At 72.4% G+C, this 16,028-nt stretch carries 11 protein-coding genes; 9 read left to right on the forward strand and 2 right to left on the reverse strand.

What is annotated here, in order from left to right; translation table 11 throughout:
• Positions 1-189: 189 nt before the first annotated feature.
• Together ABT025_RS34670 and ABT025_RS34675 are read left to right on the forward strand one after the other, a co-directional pair.
• Positions 190-579, forward strand: coding sequence for an MGMT family protein (locus ABT025_RS34670; RefSeq protein WP_351002638.1), 390 nt, complete (start codon positions 190-192; stop codon positions 577-579).
• A 309-nt stretch (positions 580-888) separates the two neighbouring features.
• On the forward strand, positions 889-4,425 hold the full coding sequence (locus tag ABT025_RS34675) for an ATP-dependent helicase (RefSeq protein WP_351002639.1): 3,537 nt from the start codon (positions 889-891) through the stop codon (positions 4,423-4,425).
• A gap of 16 nt (positions 4,426-4,441) precedes the next feature.
• Here the strand turns inward: ABT025_RS34675 and ABT025_RS34680 are convergent, their stop codons facing one another.
• On the reverse strand, positions 4,442-5,380 hold the full coding sequence (locus ABT025_RS34680; RefSeq protein ID WP_351002640.1) for an SAM-dependent methyltransferase: 939 nt from the start codon (positions 5,378-5,380) through the stop codon (positions 4,442-4,444).
• Between the two features lie 281 nt (positions 5,381-5,661).
• Between ABT025_RS34680 and ABT025_RS34685 the strand changes: the two genes are divergently transcribed.
• The 3 genes from ABT025_RS34685 to nudC are packed head-to-tail and all read left to right on the forward strand — an operon-like array spanning position 5,662 to position 11,499.
• Positions 5,662-9,105 (forward strand): ATP-dependent helicase, encoded by a 3,444-nt coding sequence (locus tag ABT025_RS34685; RefSeq protein WP_351002641.1) that lies wholly within the window; start codon positions 5,662-5,664, stop codon positions 9,103-9,105.
• Between the two features lie 10 nt (positions 9,106-9,115).
• A complete protein-coding gene (locus ABT025_RS34690; protein WP_351002642.1) occupies positions 9,116-10,510 on the forward strand; it encodes a dipeptidase in 1,395 nt (464 codons plus the stop codon).
• 44 nt (positions 10,511-10,554) lie between these two features.
• Complete coding sequence (gene nudC / locus ABT025_RS34695; RefSeq protein ID WP_351002643.1) at positions 10,555-11,499, forward strand: NAD(+) diphosphatase; 945 nt, start codon at positions 10,555-10,557, stop codon at positions 11,497-11,499.
• A gap of 151 nt (positions 11,500-11,650) precedes the next feature.
• Here nudC and ABT025_RS34700 read toward each other — a convergent pair whose 3' ends face one another.
• Positions 11,651-11,893 (reverse strand): mycoredoxin, encoded by a 243-nt coding sequence (locus tag ABT025_RS34700; RefSeq protein ID WP_351002644.1) that lies wholly within the window; start codon positions 11,891-11,893, stop codon positions 11,651-11,653.
• A gap of 384 nt (positions 11,894-12,277) precedes the next feature.
• On the opposite strand from ABT025_RS34700, the gene ABT025_RS34705 reads away from it, so the two are divergent.
• From ABT025_RS34705 to ABT025_RS34720, 4 genes are all read left to right on the forward strand, one after another.
• On the forward strand, positions 12,278-14,467 hold the full coding sequence (locus ABT025_RS34705; RefSeq protein ID WP_502972093.1) for an ATP-dependent DNA helicase UvrD2: 2,190 nt from the start codon (positions 12,278-12,280) through the stop codon (positions 14,465-14,467).
• A 166-nt stretch (positions 14,468-14,633) separates the two neighbouring features.
• Complete coding sequence (locus tag ABT025_RS34710) at positions 14,634-14,969, forward strand: hypothetical protein (protein WP_351002646.1); 336 nt, start codon at positions 14,634-14,636, stop codon at positions 14,967-14,969.
• 173 nt (positions 14,970-15,142) lie between these two features.
• Positions 15,143-15,511: a WhiB family transcriptional regulator gene (locus ABT025_RS34715; protein WP_326738612.1), complete on the forward strand. Its 369-nt coding sequence runs from the start codon at positions 15,143-15,145 to the stop codon at positions 15,509-15,511.
• A 32-nt stretch (positions 15,512-15,543) separates the two neighbouring features.
• Positions 15,544-15,867 (forward strand): putative WhiB-interacting protein, encoded by a 324-nt coding sequence (locus ABT025_RS34720; protein WP_148022160.1) that lies wholly within the window; start codon positions 15,544-15,546, stop codon positions 15,865-15,867.
• Positions 15,868-16,028 lie beyond the last annotated feature (161 nt).

Genomic DNA, 16,028 nt, shown 5'->3' on the forward strand with positions numbered 1-16,028 from the left:
CGTGTTCTCGTATCACCGGTCACCGCCCGCATGATGGTGGCACGCCCGGCGGGCGGAGGGGGGCATCAGGGTGCGATGCGGGGGCGCGCGATGCGCAAGATACGCTCCATTCCGCCCCTGCGCACACTCCGTGTCCGGACGGACACGGAAGTGGCCGGACTGTCGGTGGCGTACGGCAGGATGGGCCGGATGAGCGAACAACCGACGAGCGACGCGTTGCCGGAGTACGCGGAGCGCGTGCTCGACGTGGCCGAGCTGATCCCGCCCGGCCGCGTCATGACGTACGGCGACATCGCGGAGTGGCTGGGGGACGGCGGCCCGCGCCAGGTCGGCCGGGTCATGGCGCTGTACGGGGCGGCGGTGCCGTGGTGGCGTGTGGTGCGTTCCGACGGCGCGCTGCTGCCCGGCCACGAGCTGCGGGCGCTCGGTCACTACCGCGAGGAGAACACCCCGCTGCGCGAGGCCTCGCGCTCCGCGGACGGTCACGTTCCGCGCCTCGACATGCGGCGTGCACGGTGGGACGGCGCACCGGACGGGCCGGGTGCGGAGGGCGACGACGGCGGGGGAGCTCACACCTGACAGCTTCGGCCATCCGGCGGCACATCGGGCGGAGCCGGGCCCGTACGACGTAGAGGAAGCGTGAAGCGGGTACGGCTCGGGCCCTCCCCGCCGGTGGGGCCGTCCGGCCCGGCGCAGCCCCGCTTCGCGGTCCGACCCGCCGGGCGTGCCACGCTCTTCACCCACGCGGCACCGCCCACCCCGGAGGAACGTGACGATCCACGCATCCGTCCCGCCCCAATCGGCGGCCTCGCCGGAGTAGCGTCGTCAGTTCGCGGCACGCGTCGCGCCCTCACCCCCAGCACACCCACCAGGACCGGCGATCGCCACGTGAGCTCCTCCTCCACCACCCGGAACAGTCCGCACCGTCAGGCACGGCGTCGGACCACGGGCGCGTACAGGCTGGTGCGAACCCTGCCGGGCTCCGTTGATCCCCCTCTCCTGGACGCGGCGCAACGGTCGGTGGTTGACCACGCAGGCGGCCCGCTGCTGGTCCTCGCGGGACCCGGGACCGGCAAGACCACCACGCTCGTCGAAGCGGTCGCCGCCCGTGTCGCCCGGGGCGGCGACCCGGCCCGCATGCTGATCCTCACCTTCAGCCGCAAGGCCGCCGTGGAGCTGCGTGACCGGATGGCCGCCCGGCTCGGGGCCGTCCGCGGACCGCAGGCCACCACCTTCCACTCCTTCTGTTACGCCCTGGTGCGTGCTCACCAGGACGCCGACCTCTTCGCGGACCCGTTGCGGCTGCTCTCCGGGCCGGAACAGGACGTCACCGTCCGCGATCTGCTGGCCGGCCAGCTCGACCTGGAGAAGCAGGGGCACGCCCACATCCGATGGCCCGACGAACTGCGGGCCTGCCTGACCACGCGCGGCTTCGCCGACGAGGTACGCGCGGTGCTCGCCCGCAGCCGTGAGCTGGGCCTCGGCCCGGACGCCCTCGCCGACTTCGCCCGGCGCACCGGTCGCCCCGACTGGGGCGCGGCCGCCGCGTTCCTCGCCGAGTACCTGGACGTGCTGGACGCCCAGGGCGTGCTGGACTACGCGGAACTGGTCCACCGCGCCGTCCTGCTCGCGGAGCGGCCTGAGGTATCGGCGCTGCTGGCCGGTCAGTACGACACCGTGTTCGTCGACGAGTACCAGGACACCGACCCGGCGCAGGTGCGGCTGCTGCACGCGCTGGCCGGGAACCGGGGGAGCGCCCCGGGCGGTGGCGGCGGCCGGAACCTGATCGCGTTCGGTGACCCGGACCAGTCGATCTACGCCTTCCGCGGCGCCGATGTGAACGGCATCCTCGACTTCCCGGACGTGTTCCGGCGCGCGGACGGCGCCCCGGCCCCGGTCGGCGTCCTCACCACCTCGCGCCGGTCCGGCGACCGGCTGCTTGCCGCGACCCGGCTCCTCACCCGCCGGATGCCGCTCACCCGGCTGCCGTCGGCGAAGGTGCGCGCCCACCGGGAGCTCGGCGCTGTCCGCGAGGGCGGCAGCGTCGAGACGTACACCTACCCGACCGCGTCCACCGAGCTCGACAACATCGCCGACCTGCTGCGCCGGGCGCATCTGGAGGACGGGGTGCCGTGGCACGAGATGGCGGTCCTGGTCAGAGCCGGCGGCCGCACCATTCCCGCGGTGCGCCGGGCCCTGACCTCGGCGGGCGTGCCACTGGAGGTCGACGGCGACGACCTGCCCCTGCGCCACGAACCGGCGGTGGCCCCGCTGCTGACCGCCCTGCGCACCGTGGCCCTGGCGGCGCTCCGGCGGCACGCGGACGCGGACGCGGGTTCGGCGTCCGAGGCCGGGGTGGAGTCGTCCGGGGCGGAGTCGTCCGAGGCGGACGCGGGCCCGGAGACGGAAACGGCCGGGGCCGAGATGGAGTCCGGGGCCGCCGCGGAGCCTGGGGCCGAGCCGGAGTCCGGGGCCGAGCCGGAGTCCGGGGCCGAGCCGGAGTCCGAGACCCCCCACGTCCGGGCCCCCGCCCCCGCCCCCGCCCCCGTGTCCTGGCTCGACACCGAGACGGCGCTCACCCTCCTCGCCTCCCCCCTGGGGTCCATGGACGCCGCCGACCTGCGCCGGCTCGGCCGGGCCCTGCGCGACGAGGAGCGCGCCGCCGGCAACCGGGTGCCCGCACCCTCCGGCGAACTGCTCGCCCGCGCGCTCGCCGAGCCGGAGCGGCTCGTGGCACACGATCCGTCGTACGCCCGCGGCGCCCAGCGCCTCGGCGCGCTGCTGCGCACGGCGCGGGAACTCCTCGAAGGCGGCGGCACCGCCGAGGAGGCGCTGTGGGCACTGTGGTCCGGCACCCCATGGCCGGCCAGGCTGGAGCGAGCCGCGCTGCGCGGGGGCGCGGGCGGCCGTAACGCCGACCGCGACCTCGACGCCGTCTGCGCCCTCTTCGACACCGCGGCCCGTGCGGAGGAGCGCACCGGCGGCCGTGGTGCGCTCAACTTCCTTGAGGAGGTCGACGCCCAGGACATCGCCGCCGACACCCTCTCCCGGCGTTCCGTGCGGCCCGATGCCGTACGGCTGATGACCGCGCACCGCTCCAAGGGCCTGGAGTGGCGCATGGTCGTCGTCGCCGGAGTGCAGGAGGGCCTCTGGCCCGACCTGCGCCGCCGCGGCTCGCTGCTCGAAGCGGACCGGATCGGCCGCGACGGTCTCGCCGAACCCCTCACGCCCGGCGCACTCCTCGCCGAGGAGCGCCGGCTCTTCTACGTGGCGGCGACCCGCGCCCGCGAACGCCTCGTCGTCACGGCGGTCAAGGCCCCCGCCGACGACGGCGACCAGCCGTCCCGCTTCCTCACCGAGCTCGGCGTCGAACCCCGCGACGTCACCGGCAGGCCGCGCCGGCCCCTCGCCGTCGCGGCGCTCGTCGCCGAACTGCGCGCCACCACCGTCGACCCCGACGCCTCCGACGCGCTGCGCGAGGAGGCCGCCCACCGCCTCGCCCGGCTCGCGGCGCTCAGTGACGACGAGGGACAGCCGCTCGTACCCGCGGCCCATCCCTACCGGTGGTGGGGCCTGTACGAACCGACCCGCTCGGCCGTCCCGCTGCGCGACCGGGACCAGCCCGTGGCCCTCTCCGGCAGCGCGCTCGACCAGCTCGCCCACACGTGCGCGCTCCAGTGGTTCCTCGGGCGCGAGGTGAAGGCCGACGCCCCGGCGACAGCCGCCCAGGGCTTCGGCAACGTCGTCCACGTACTGGCCGACGAGGTGGCTTCAGGCCGGACGCCCGCCGATCTGACCGTCCTCATGGAGCGGCTCGACTCGGTCTGGGACGGGCTGGTCTTCGACGCGCCCTGGAAGTCGCAGCAGGAGAAGCAGCAGGCCCGCATCGCTCTGGAGCGCTTCCTGCGCTGGCACGTCATGGACCGCACGGGCCGCACCCCGGCCGCCAGCGAGCACGACTTCGACGTGACGCTGGAGGCGGGGGAGTACCAGGTGCGCATCCGGGGCTCCATGGACCGCGTCGAACGCGACGCCGACGGCCGCGCCTACGTCGTCGACTTCAAGACCGGCAAGCAGTCGCCGACGAAGGACGAGGTCGCCCGCCACCCCCAGCTGGCCGTGTACCAGCTGGCGGTCCGGGAAGGGGCGGTCGACGAGGTCTTCGACGGCACGCGCCCCGAGTCCGGTGGCGCCGAACTCGTACAGCTGCGCCAGCCCGCGCCCAGGAAGGAGGGCGGCGACGCCGTCCCCAAGGTGCAGGTCCAGCAGCCGCCCGACACCGAGTGGGTGTCCGATCTGCTGGCGACCGCCGCCGGCCGGGTCCTGGACGAACGGTTCACCCCCTCGACCGGCCAGCACTGCACCCACTGCACCTTCAGGGCCTCGTGCAGCGCTCAGCCGGAGGGGCGGCAGGTCCTGGAGTGAACCGCCCCCGGGGCTGTCAGGGCTTGCGGGCCATCACTCCGTACACACTGACGTCCGCGTCGGTGACGTCGTTGATCCCCTGGTAACGGGTGCGGTCCAGCTCGTCCAGCCCCGCCACGAAATCCTGATCCGGGTTGGCGGCCTCGGGCAGATCGACGACCTGCTCGGGCCGCCAGCGGTGCACCGGGACGACTCCGGGGTCCAGCATCTCCAGACCGTTGTCCGTGACGAAACGCTCCACCTGCGCGCGGGAACGCCGGACCATGGCGAAACCGCGCTCCTTGAACGCCTTCGTCACCTGGCCGACCTGCTCGGGGTTGAGGTCCGAACTGACGTTGCTCAGGACGAGGTAACTGCCGGGCGCCAGTGCGCCGAGGAGCTGCTCGACGATCGGGTAGGCCTCGTCGTCCTCTATGAAGTGGAGGACGGCGGCGAGGACGAGGGCGACGGGGCGGTCGAGGTCGAGGGTGCGGCGGGCGGCTTCGAGGATCTTGGCGGGGTCGCGGAGGTCCGCCTCGATGTAGTCGGTGCGGCCTTCGGGTCCACTGGTGAGCAGGGCCTGCGCGTGCACGAGGACGACCGGGTCGTTGTCGACGTACACCACGCGCGAGTCGGGGGCGAACGTCTGGGCGATCTGGTGCACGTTCTGCTGGGTCGGCAGCCCGGTCCCGACATCCAGGAACTGCCTGATGCCGTCCTTCGCGGCGAGCGTGACCGCCCGCCGCATGAAGTCCCGGTTGTGCCGCACGGTGAGGTACCCGCGCGGATTGGCGGCCAGGGCCATGGCCGCGGCCTCCCGGTCGGCCGGGTAGTTGTCCTTGCCGCCGAGGAAGACGTCGTAGACCCGTGCCGGGTGCGCCTTCGTGGTGTCGATGCGCTTCCTGAGCTCTTCGGTGGCATCCAGGGCGGCCGCGACAGCGGTGGCTGATTCAGGTGTGGGTGTGTCGGCGCTCATGTGACCGTCCTCATAAGGATGTTGAAGCGTTCATAGGTGCTCGATGCGATCAGCGGTGCTCGATGTCGATCATCGGTGATCGGCGGTGGTCAGCCTCAACCTAGACCGGTCACGGAGGCGTGGGAGGCACTTCCCGGACACCGCGGGAGTGCACCGAGCCCGCGCGTCGCGCCGCCACGTACCGGACAGCCGTGCGGGACGATCACCGGTGCGGGGCGCCGGGGACGGGTCGCTCCTCACGGCTTCGTGGGTTGTCGGTCCCTCCGGTTAGCCTCTGTGGAGTGTCCCCACGTATCACCGATCCCGAGCAGCTCAAGGAGCTTCTCGGGATCCCCTTCACCCCGGAGCAGACGGCGTGCATCATCGCGCCGCCCGCACCACAGGTGATCGTCGCCGGAGCCGGGTCGGGGAAGACCACGGTGATGGCGGCCCGTGTCGTGTGGCTGGTCGGGACCGGTCAGGTCGCCCCCGAGCAGGTCCTCGGGCTCACCTTCACCAACAAGGCGGCCGGTGAGCTCGCCGAGCGCGTCCGCAAGGCCCTGATCGCCGCCGGGGTCACCGACCCGGACGCCATCGACCCGGACAACCCCCCGGGCGAACCCGGCATCTCCACGTACCACGCCTTCGCCGGCCGGCTCCTCACCGAGCACGGGCTGCGGATAGGGCTCGAACCCACCACCCGTCTCCTCGCCGACGCCACCCGCTTCCAGCTCGCCGCCCGCGTGCTGCGCGAGGCGCCCGGCCCCTACCCGGCCCTGACCAGGTCGTTCCCCACCCTGGTCAGCGATCTCCTCGCCCTCGACGCCGAGCTCGCCGAACACCTCGTACGTCCCGAACAGCTCACGGAGTACGACACCGAGCTGCTCCGCACCCTGGAGACCGCCAAACTCAGCAACGCGGAACTGCGCAAGATCCCCGAGACCGCCGAGGCCCGTCGCGAGCTGCTCTCGCTGACCCGGCGCTACCGCGAGGCGAAGCGCAGCCGCGACCTCCTCGACTTCGGTGACCAGATCGCCCTCTCCGCCCAGCTCGCCCTCACCCGTCCCGAGGTCGGAGCGATCCTGCGCGAGGAGTACCGGGTCGTCCTGCTCGACGAGTACCAGGACACCTCCGTCGCCCAGCGCCTCCTGCTCTCCGCCCTCTTCGGCAGCGGCCCCGACGGCACCGCGTCCGGACACGCCGTCACCGCGGTCGGAGACCCCTGCCAGGCCATCTACGGCTGGCGCGGTGCCTCCGTCGCCAACCTCGACGACTTCCCGAGCCACTTCCCGCACGCCGACGGCACCCCGGCCGCCCGCTACTCCCTCAGCGAGAACCGCCGCAGCGGCGGCCGCCTCCTCCACCTCGCCAACGGACTCGCCGCCCCCCTGCGCGCCATGCACGAGGGCGTCGAGGCCCTGCGCCCCGCACCGGGCGCCGAGCGCGACGGCCTCGTCCGCTGCGCCCTGCTGCGCACCCACGCCGAGGAGATCGACTGGCTCGCCGACTCGATCGCCCACCTCGTGCGCACCGGCAAGGCCCCGGGCGAGATCGCCGTCCTGTGCCGCACCGCCGGCGACTTCCCCGAGATCCAGGCGGCGCTCGTCGCCCGGGACATCCCGGTCGAGGTCGTCGGCCTCTCCGGACTGCTCCACCTCCCCGAGGTCGCCGACCTCGTCGCCGTCTGCGAGGTCCTCCAGGACCCGGGGGCCAACGCCTCCCTGGTGCGGCTGCTCACCGGCCCCCGCTGGCGGATCGGCCCCCGCGACCTGGCCCTGCTCGGCCGCCGTGCCCGCCTCCTCGTCCACCGCGCCTCGCACGGCGACGACGAGGACTTCGACCCCGACCGCCGGCTCGCCGAGGCCGTCGAGGGCGTCGACCCGGCCGAGGTGACGTCACTGGCCGACGCACTGGACACCTTCCTCGACTCCGGCGGCGAGCAGGACGACCGCCTGCCCTTCTCCGCCGAGGCCCGGATCCGCTTCGCCCGCCTCGCCACCGAGCTGCGCGACCTGCGCCGCTCGCTCGCCGACCCCCTGATGGACGTACTGCACCGGGTCCTCGCCGCCACCGGCCTGGAGGTCGAGCTCTCCGCCTCGCCGCAGGCCCTGGCCGCCCGCCGCCGCGAGACCCTCGCCAACTTCCTCGACGTCGCCGCCCGGTTCGCCGCCGTCGACGGGGAGGCGACGCTGCTCGCCTTCCTCGGCTTCCTGCGCACCGCCGCCCAGTACGAGAAGGGCCTGGACAACGCGCTGCCCGGCGGGGAGAACACCGTCAAGGTCCTCACCGCCCACAAGTCCAAGGGCCTCGAATGGGACGTCGTCGCCGTGCCCGGCCTGGTCACCGGCCAGTTCCCCAGCGGCCAGTCCCGTGACGCCTGGACCTCCCAGTCCCAGGTCCTCCCGCACGCCCTGCGCGGCGACACCGCCACGCTGCCCGTCGTGCACTCCTTCGACGCCAAGGGCCTCAAGGGCTTCAAGGAGGAGATGAAGGAGCACCAGCACACCGAGGAGCTCCGCCTCGGCTATGTCGCCTTCACCCGGCCCCGCACCCTGCTGCTCGGCTCCGGCCACTGGTGGGGCCCGAGCCAGAAGAAGCCGCGCGGCCCGTCCGCCTTCCTGGACGCGTTGTACGAGCACTGCGCGGCCGGGCACGGAGAGATCGAGGCCTGGGCGGACGAGCCGGCCGAGGACGAGGAGAACCCGGCCCTGGGTGAGGCCACGGCCGACCACGCGTGGCCGCTGCCGCTGGACGACACCGCACTGGCCCGCCGCCGGGCCGCCGCGGACACGGTGATGGCCCACCTGGAGGCGCTGGCCACAGCGGGCCCGGTGACCGATGTGTACGCCACGACGGAGCCCCCGGACCCGTCGGACGACGCCTTCTTCGGCGACGAACCGTTGGCGGACGACGAGCTGTTCCCGGAGGACGACCCCTTTCCGGACGACGACCCGTTCCTGGACGGGGCCCCCGTCCCCGACGACGGTCCGCACCGGGGCCCGCACGTCCCGGCCGCCCGCGCCCCCGAGCGGGCGCCCTCGCGCCTCACCCTCGAGGAGTCCCGCACCCTCGCGTCCTGGGACCGCGACCTCGACGCCCTCGCCGGGGAGCTGCGCCGCGCCCGCGCCACCGTGCGCGACGTACTCGTACCCGCCTCGCTCTCCGCCACCCAGCTGCTGCGCCTCGCCGACGACCCCGACGGCTTCGCCCAGGAACTGGCCCGCCCCATGCCTCGCCCCCCGCAGCCCGCAGCCCGCCGCGGCACCCGCTTCCACGCCTGGGTCGAGTCCCGCTTCGAGGAGCTGCCACTTCCCATGCTCGGCCCCGACGAGCTGCCCGGCGGCGACGAGAGCGACACGGACATCGCCGACGAGCGCGATCTCGCCGAGCTCAAGGAGGCCTTCGAGCGCACCCCGTACGCCCGCCGGACCCCGTACCGCGTCGAGACGCCCTTCCAGATCACGCTGGCCGGCCGGGTCATCCGCGGCCGCATCGACGCGGTGTACCGCACGGGGAACACGTACGAGATCGTCGACTGGAAGACCAGCCGCGCGAACACCGCCGACCCCCTCCAGCTCGCCGTCTACCGGCTGGCCTGGGCCGAACTGCACGGGCTGCCGCTCACCGACGTCACGGCCACCTTCCTCTTCGTACGAAGCGGCGAGAGCGTCCGTCCCGCCCGCCTTCCCGGCCGCCCGGAACTGGAGCGCATCCTCCTGGACGAGCCACCTCCCACGGGCGGATAAGCTGAAGGTCATGAGCGACACCCCGGACAGCGCCGTCCGTACGTACACCGAGCAGCACCGCGAAGCCTTCCTCGACGACCTCGCGGAGTGGCTGCGCATCCCGTCCGTATCCGCGCAGCCGGAGCACGACGGGGACGTACGGCGCAGTGCCGCATGGCTGTCCGCCAAGCTGAAGGAGACCGGCTTCCCGGTCACCGAGATCTGGGAGACGGACGGCGCGCCCGCCGTCTTCGCCGAGTGGCCGTCCGACGATCCGGACGCCCCCACGGTCCTCGTGTACGGGCACCACGACGTGCAGCCCGCCGCCCGCGAGGACGGCTGGGACACCGACCCGTTCGAGCCGGTGGTCCGCGACGGCAGGATGTACGGGCGCGGCGCGGCCGACGACAAGGGGCAGGTGTTCTTCCACACCCTCGGCGTCCGGGCCCACCTCGCCACCACCGGCCGCACCACCCCCGCCGTCAACCTCAAGCTCCTGGTCGAGGGTGAGGAGGAGTCGGGCTCCCCGCACTTCCGCGCCCTGGTGGAGCAGCGGGCCGACCGCCTCACCACCGATGCCGTGATCGTCTCCGACACCGGCATGTGGGACGAGACGACCCCGACCGTCTGCACCGGCATGCGCGGGCTCGCCGAGTGCGAGATCGAGCTGCACGGGCCGGAGCAGGACATCCACTCGGGATCGTTCGGCGGCGCCGTCCCCAACCCCGCGACGGAGGTCGCCCGCCTCGTCGCGGCCCTCCACGACCCCGACGGCCGGGTCGCCGTCCCAGGCTTCTACGACGGCGTGGCCGAACTCACGGACACCGAACGCGCCCTCTTCGCCGAGCTGCCGTTCGACGAGGCCACCTGGCTGCGCACCGCCAGGTCAGGGGCCGCGTCCGGCGAGGCCGGCTACTCCACCCTGGAACGGATCTGGGCCCGGCCCACCGCCGAGGTCAACGGCATCGGCGGCGGCTACCAGGGCGCCGGCAGCAAGACGATCATCCCGTCGTCCGCCCGGGTCAAGATCAGTTTCCGCCTGGTCGCGGGCCAGGACCCGGACACCATCCAGAAGGCCGTTCAGGCCTGGGCCGAGGACCGCGTCCCGGCCGGCATCCGCCACCGGATCACCTTCCTCCCGGCCACCCGCCCCTGCCTCACCCCCCTGGACCACCCCGCGCTGCAGGCCGTGGCCCGCGCGATGGGACGGGCCTTCGGCCAGAAGATCCTCTTCACCCGCGAAGGAGGCTCGGGACCCGCCGCCGATCTGCAGGACGTGCTCGGCGCCCCCGTCCTCTTCCTGGGCATCTCCGCACCGTCCGACGGCTGGCACGCCCCCAACGAGAAGGTCGAACTCGACCTGCTGCTCAAGGGCGTGGAGACCACCGCCCACCTCTGGGGCGAACTGGCGGCCGCACTCCGCTGAATCCTCTGAACACCCGATCCATCCCGGGGGAGTAGGAAGCACCTGTGAGCACCTTCGACAACGCCATCACGGACCGTCCCATCGGTCTGACCGCGCCGAGCGGTATCGACCGCGCGGCGCACCATCGCCTCGACGAGGCATGGCTGTCCGCCGCGTGGAGCCACCCGACGACCCGGGTCTTCGTCGTCTCCGGCGGCCAGGCGCTGATCGACGACACCGCCGACGGCACCGAACTCGTGATGACCCCCGCCTTCGAGGCGCCGGTCACCGAGACCCACCGCTACTTCCTCGGCACCGATGACGACGGAGTCAGCTACTTCGCCCTCCAGAAGGACACGCTGCCGGGCCGCATGGACCAGTCGGCGCGGCCGGCGGGCCTGCGTGAGGCGGGCCTGCTCCTCGGCGCCCGCGACGCCGGTCTGATGGTGCACGCGGTGGCGTTGGAGAACTGGCAGCGGCTGCACCGCTTCTGCTCGCGCTGCGGCGAACGCACGGTCATCGCGGCGGCCGGTCACATCCGTCGCTGCCAGGCCTGCGGCGCCGAGCACTACCCGCGCACCGACCCGGCGGTCATCATGCTCGTCACCGACGACCAGGACCGCGCACTGCTGGGCCGCCAGGTCCACTGGCCCGAGGGCCGGTTCTCCACGCTGGCCGGTTTCGTCGAGCCGGGCGAGTCGATCGAGCAGTCCGTGGCCCGCGAGGTGTTCGAGGAAGCGGGCATCACGGTCGGCGAGGTCGAGTACATCGCCAGTCAGCCGTGGCCGTTCCCCTCCAGCCTGATGCTCGGCTTCATGGCACGGGCCACGACGTTCGAGATCAACGTCGACGGCGAGGAGATCGAGGAGGCCCGCTGGTTCTCCCGGGAGGAACTGACGGCCGCATTCGAATCGGGCGAGATCCTGCCGCCGTTCGGCGTCTCGATCGCGGCCCGGCTGATCGAGATCTGGTACGGGAAGCCGCTCCCGAAGCCGGTCAGGGCGAGCTGAACCCGGCGCGGCCCGTGCGGGGCACGTCCCCTTGCGGGCCGCCCGCTGCCGCACCTGCCCGGCCCGACGGTGCGGAACACGAAACCGCCCGCCTCTTCCCGTCGGTACGAGCGGGAAGAAGCGGGCGGCGGCAGCCGAGCGGCAGCAGCGGTCAGACGCCGACCTTCTGCTTCACCTGGGCCAGCGAAGGGTTCGTCAGGGTCGAGCCGTCCGCGAAGAGAACGGTCGGCACCGTCTGGTTCCCGCCGTTCGCCTTCTCGACGAAGGCCGCCGAATCCGGGTCCTGCTCGATGTTGATCTCGGTGTACGCGATGCCCTCGCGGTCCATCTGGCCCTTGAGCCGACGGCAGTAGCCGCACCACGTGGTGCTGTACATCGTCACAGTGCCCGGCATGTCTTCGCGCTCCTCTGTCTCATCGGTCACGGCAATCCCGTCACGCCCCGTCGCGGTCTCTTCCGTCACACTCTCCCGTCACACGGCTCGGTCACACTTCTCAGTCACACCGAGGTCTCACGGAAGAGCCGGGCGTGCGTTGCCGCACGGAAGGGGAACGTACGTGAGCCGGTCACCATTCCCGGGACCGCCCCCGTATCGGCCGGGGCCACCCCTGCGGCAGCGGCCGGGGCCGCCCCTCCCGTATCGCCCGGTGCCGCTCCTCCCGTAACGGCCGGGACCGCCTCCGTGTCGGCCGAAGCCGCCTCCGTATTAGTACGACAGATGCGCCCCCCCTGTGGACAACTTCCGCGGCCGCCCCTTTCGACCTGGCAGCATGGCGGGGTGACATCAGCAACGCATTCCACCCTCTTCCCTCAGGTTCCCGACTCCGCCGACGCCGTCCTGGACGGGCTCGACCCCGAGCAGCGCGAGGTCGCCGTGGCCCTGCAGGGGCCGGTCTGCGTGCTGGCCGGAGCCGGTACGGGCAAGACGCGGGCCATCACGCATCGCATCGCCTACGGGGTGCGTGCGGGAATACTCCAGCCGTCGAGTGTGCTTGCCGTCACGTTCACCAACCGCGCCGCGGGCGAGATGCGCGGGCGTCTGCGCGAGCTCGGCGCGGGCGGGGTACAGGCGCGGACCTTTCACTCCGCGGCGCTGCGTCAGCTCCAGTACTTCTGGCCGAAAGCAGTCGGTGGCGATCTGCCCAGGCTGCTGGAGCGCAAGGTCCAGCTCGTCGCCGAGGCGGCGGCCCGCTGCCGTATCCGGCTCGACCGCAACGAGCTGCGCGACGTGACGAGCGAGATCGAGTGGGCCAAGGTCACCCAGACCGTGCCGGCCGACTATCCGGCCGTGGTCGCCAAGTCCCAGCGGGACGCCCCGCGCGATCCCGCCGAGATCTCCCAGGTCTACGCGATGTACGAGCAGCTGAAGCGCGACCGCACGGTGATCGACTTCGAGGACGTGCTGCTCCTCACCGTCGGCATCCTCCAGGACCGTCACGACATCGCCGACCACGTGCGCCGTCAGTACCAGCACTTCGTCGTCGACGAGTACCAGGACGTCAGCCCGCTCCAGCAGCGATTGCTCGACCTCTGGCTCGGCGACCGGGACAACCTCTGTGTCGTCGGCGACGCCAGCCAGACGATCTACTCCTTCACCGGAGCCACCCCCGACCATCTGCTCAACTTCCGCACCCGCCACCCCGGGGCCACGGTGGTCAAACTCGTCAGGGACTACCGCTCCACGCCCCAGGTCGTCCACCTGGCCAACGGACTGCTCTCCCAGGCCCGTGGCCGGGCCGCCGAGCACAGGCTCGAACTGGTCTCGCAGCGAGAGTCAGGCCCCGACCCCGCCTACCTCGAGTACGCGGACGAGCCCGCCGAGGCCGAGGGCACCGCCCGTCGCATCCGGGATCTGATCGCCGCCGGAGTCCCGGCCGGTGAGATCGCCGTGCTCTACCGCGTCAACTCCCAGTCCGAGGTCTACGAGCAGGCCCTCGCGGACGTGGGTGTGCCGTACCAGCTCAGGGGTGCTGAGCGGTTCTTCGAACGTCCGGAGGTACGGGAAGCGGGCGTCGCCCTGCGCGGCGCAGCCAGGGCGGGGGGCAACGACTCCCTGCTCGACGACGCGGAGGGGCTGCCCTCCGAGGTGCGGGCGGTGCTCTCCACCAAGGGCTGGACCAGTGAGCCGCCCACCGGATCAGGAGCGGTGCGCGACCGCTGGGAGTCCCTCGCGGCGCTCGTCAGGCTGGCCGAGGACTTCGAACAGGCCAGGCCGGGCGCGACCCTCTCCGACCTGGTCGCCGAGCTGGACGAACGGGCGGCCGCCCAGCACGCCCCCACGGTCCAGGGCGTCACGCTGGCCTCGCTGCACTCGGCGAAGGGTCTGGAGTGGGACGCCGTGTTCCTGGTCGGGCTGACCGAGGGCATGATGCCGATCACCTACGCCAAGACGGACGAGCAGGTGGAGGAGGAGCGCCGACTGCTCTACGTCGGTGTCACCCGGGCCCGCTTCCACCTCTCCCTGTCGTGGTCGCTCGCCCGCTCACCCGGCGGCCGGGCGGGCCGCCGCCCGAGCCGTTTCCTCAACGGGCTGCGCCCCGGCTCGGCGGCGCTCGGCGGCCGGGCGACGGCAGGCGGCAGCGGCGGGATCGAGCGCCCGGCCGCGGCCCGGCGCAGGCGGCGAGGGCCCGCGCTGTGCCGGGTCTGCGGCAAGACCCTGACCGACGCCGGCGAGATGAAGCTGATGCGCTGTGACGACTGCCCGTCCGACATGGACGAGGCGCTGTACGAGCGTCTGCGCGACTGGCGCGCGGCGCAGGCACAGGAGATCGGCCAGCCCGCCTACTGCGTGTTCACCGACAAGACGCTGATGGCCATCGCGGAGGCGGTGCCCGGCAGCGAGGGTGAACTGGCCGGGATCTCCGGGGTCGGCGCGCGGAAGCTGGGCCGGTTCGGCGCCGCCGTCCTGGACATCTGCGCAGGTGGGGACGGGGTTGAGGAGCCCGGGGCGGCCGACGAGGAGATGTGAGAAAAACTCGTCGAAAAAATAGTTTGCGCCTGCCCCAGTCATCACCATAGGTTCTTAACCACGGGAACAGCGACTTCTCTGAAGCCCTGACCCTGTGCTGTACTTATTCCGAATACGCAGGACCGGCCCAGCCGGTCCCCCGAGACGCCGAGAGGAGGCGATTGAAGTGATCAGCATCATCGAGACCAACAAAATGACCGATCTCTCGGTCGTCTCCGCCTGCTCGCTCGGCCTCGCCCGCTCTTCGGCTTCCTCGCTGCGTGGCACCGGTATGTCCGGCATTTCAGCCGTCAGCCCGCTGCCCCTGGCAAGCCTTCCCGTGCGGGAGCGCAATGAGCGACCGACCCAGGCACCGGCAGCAGCAGTAGCGAAGGGACAGGCCCAGGCCTATGCCTTTGCGGCCGTCGGTGCGGGAGCGGAATCCGGAGCCAAGAAGCAGACGACGCACCACCACACGATGTGGGCCTTCCGTGGGCCTGAACCCTGGAGTGATCCAGCCTGATCGACGATCAGGCCGGCGCCTTCAGGGCCGCGGAACCCCACTCGGGATCCGCGGCCCTTTTGTTTTGTCCGAACGGACGAGACAGCGCGAAGGAGCCTCGGGACAAGCAAGACCTGGTACCAGCCGCCCCCCGGCCAACAGGCCGGAAACGACCAGACGAGGACACCACCACCGTGCAACTCGAAGCGCACGCCCCGTCCGTACCGCCTTCCGAAACGATCTCCCCGCCCGGCCTCACGGAGGACTCCACCTTGATCCCCCTCACCGCGCTCACCGCGCTCGACGACGCCATCGAGAACCTCGGCGTGCCCGTCCCCTGCCGTTCCTACGACCCCGAGGTCTTCTTCGCCGAGTCGCCGGCCGACGTCGAGTACGCCAAGTCCCTCTGCCGCACCTGTCCGCTCGTCGAGGCCTGCCTGGCCGGTGCCAAAGAGCGCCGCGAGCCGTGGGGTGTCTGGGGTGGCGAGCTCTTCATCCAGGGCGTCGTCGTCGCTCGCAAGCGGCCCCGTGGCCGTCCGCGCAAGAACCCGGTCGCGGCGTGATCGCCGACCTGGGGGTCACGGCCCCCAAGCCCATGAAACGCATCGGAACCATCGACCGTCCCCTGACCCACGACCCCCGAAACCAGGCACCAATGACCATCCCCACGAGGGAGCCCGTCGGCTCCGCGACACCGGACGTCACCATCATCGGCGCGAACGACTCGCGTCAGAACAGGACCCGTGAGATGCAACTCATCCCAGAAGCCCTGGCTCGTGCGCATATGCACGACCGCCTGCGGGAATCCGCCGCGGAACGTCAGGCCGTGCGCCTGATCACCGCGCGGCGGATGCAGCGCCGGGCCGAGCGCGCCTCGATGCGTGCCCGCCGTGCGCTGGCCATGGCGGTCATGCACTGAACCGAGCAGGGCCGCACGCCGGCACTGTCCGCCGAGGGGCAGCCGCTCTCTGCTCCCCGGCAAGCAGTACCCGCACCATCATCAGTACCCCTACCGCGGGGGCGGGGCCCTCGGGCCCGGCCCCCCGGGGGGGGCGGGGCGGGGCCGGGGGGGGTGGGCGC

This window comes from Streptomyces sp. NPDC002809, assembly GCF_040295435.1.
In the GTDB taxonomy this organism is placed as follows: Bacteria; Actinomycetota; Actinomycetes; order Streptomycetales; family Streptomycetaceae; genus Streptomyces.